Genomic DNA, 1,708 nt, shown 5'->3' with positions numbered 1-1,708 from the left:
AGTCGGCAGACGCATTGCCAAAAAACTGAACAGCATGGGAATTACAACCGCACTGGAGCTCTCCCGCGCCAATCCTGCAATGATCCGTAAACACTTCAGCGTGGTACTGGAGCGAACGGTGCGCGAGCTGAACGGCGAGAGCTGTATCAGTCTGGAAGAGGCACCGCCGGCGAAGCAGCAGATCGTGTGCTCCCGTTCGTTCGGCGAAAGGGTCACCGAGTATGAACACATGAGGCAGGCAATCTGTCAGCATGCCGAACGCGCGGCCGTTAAATTAAGAGGGGAAAAACAATACTGCAGACAGGTTTGTGCATTCATCAAAACCTCACCTTTTTCGCCCGGGGAGACTTACTACGGTAACGTGGCTTCAGAGACGCTTATGTCGCCCAGTCAGGATTCCAGAGACATTATAGAGGCTGCAATGAGAGCACTTGATCGGGTGTGGATAAGCGGCCATCGCTATGCCAAAGCAGGTGTTATGCTTAACGACTTCACTCCCTCAGGTGTTGCCCAGCTCAACCTCTTTGACGAAGTTCAACCCAGAGCGAACAGCAAGCCTCTGATGCAGGTTATTGACCATATAAATCAGACCGGGATGGGGAATATCTGGTTTGCCGGCCGAGGAATAGCGCCGGCATGGCAGATGAAGCGTGAGATGCTTTCACCAGCCTATACAACACGCTGGAGCGATATTCCTGTCGCCAGGCTTTAGAAGATCTATGTGGGCCAGTTTTGAATCAGAACAGAAATAAAGTCCCATACTTATGGGGTTTCGCGTTTGTCCTGCTCAGGAGCCCATTCGAGTCCGCATTTATCGCAGGACCATTTTCCGTTTGGATTTTTCCTGATGCCATAGAAATTGCAAAAGGGACATGTTTTTGGCTTATACACTAGATGCCGCGTTTTAATGCACTGTACAAAAAGTCGCACTCAGCCTGTTTATTGGCTTTAAAGGGTTTCTCTGAAAGCCAATGGGCATTACCCGGCCAGCCGAAGACTTTAAGGATCTGACGACCACGGAGATAAAGCAGTCCCCAGCCCGGTGGCAAATCTGCCACAGTGACGATGCCGGGTTCAGACAGGTAAAAGCGCCAGTCCCCCAGACCCGTTTCGGGAGCAATGCGAAAAGGTTTTTTCCGGTCAGCCAGAAAGTCAGCTCTGGAGCACTTACACTCGATCAGACATGATGCACCATTGCGAAATCCAATAGCGTCGGGTAACTCTCCTGAATTACTCCATGCACGAAATCCGTCGCCGAGCGTAACGGGGAATCCGTTACTGCGCAGAAACCGTTCTGCTCGCCGGCACATCATTTCATGAGCATTCACACCCGGTGAGGGCAGAGCTTTTATTTCACTATTTACGAGTGTTTTTTTTCTTATAAAGACCATCAGGGGCCTCTTCGTATTGATTTTCTTTTTCAGGATTAATCGTGATGTGGAAGCGCGTCAGGCTCATTCACAATATCCGTGTTCGATATACTCTGAAGATACGCCAGAGCGGCCTCAATTCGGTCGAATTCTTTTAAATCAACTCTGCGCATATAACTTTCAGTTAATATGCCGTATAAATTTGTGAGAGTGTTATAGATGAATGAATAAGAACAATCCTTAGTGGGGAGATTATGAATGCTCATTAATTTTTCATTGCTCTCACCAGCTCTGATGTATTGCATGACAAATTCAACCATAGCGATATTTTGTGCCAG

General features: G+C 48.6%; 2 protein-coding genes and 1 pseudogene. 1 reads left to right on the top strand and 2 read right to left on the bottom strand.

Annotation, left to right across the window (positions count from 1 at the left end; translation table 11 throughout):
- Positions 1-712, top strand: a 712-nt coding sequence (locus RAC65_RS22235; RefSeq protein ID WP_375097317.1) for a DUF4113 domain-containing protein, incomplete at its 5' end; no start/stop codon positions are given.
- A 178-nt stretch (positions 713-890) separates the two neighbouring features.
- Here the strand turns inward: RAC65_RS22235 and RAC65_RS22230 are convergent.
- Complete coding sequence (locus RAC65_RS22230) at positions 891-1,313, bottom strand: hypothetical protein (protein WP_375097316.1); 423 nt, start codon at positions 1,311-1,313, stop codon at positions 891-893.
- Between the two features lie 113 nt (positions 1,314-1,426).
- Positions 1,427-1,708: pseudogene (locus RAC65_RS22225) on the bottom strand (hypothetical protein); the annotation flags it as partial.

Origin of the sequence: Pantoea sp. BS_8 (genome assembly GCF_041954965.1) — a bacterium.
Lineage (GTDB): Bacteria > Pseudomonadota > Gammaproteobacteria > Enterobacterales > Enterobacteriaceae > Pantoea > Pantoea stewartii.
Note: the sequence above shows the minus strand (reverse complement) of the source record. Positions and strands in the feature narration are given on the sequence as shown.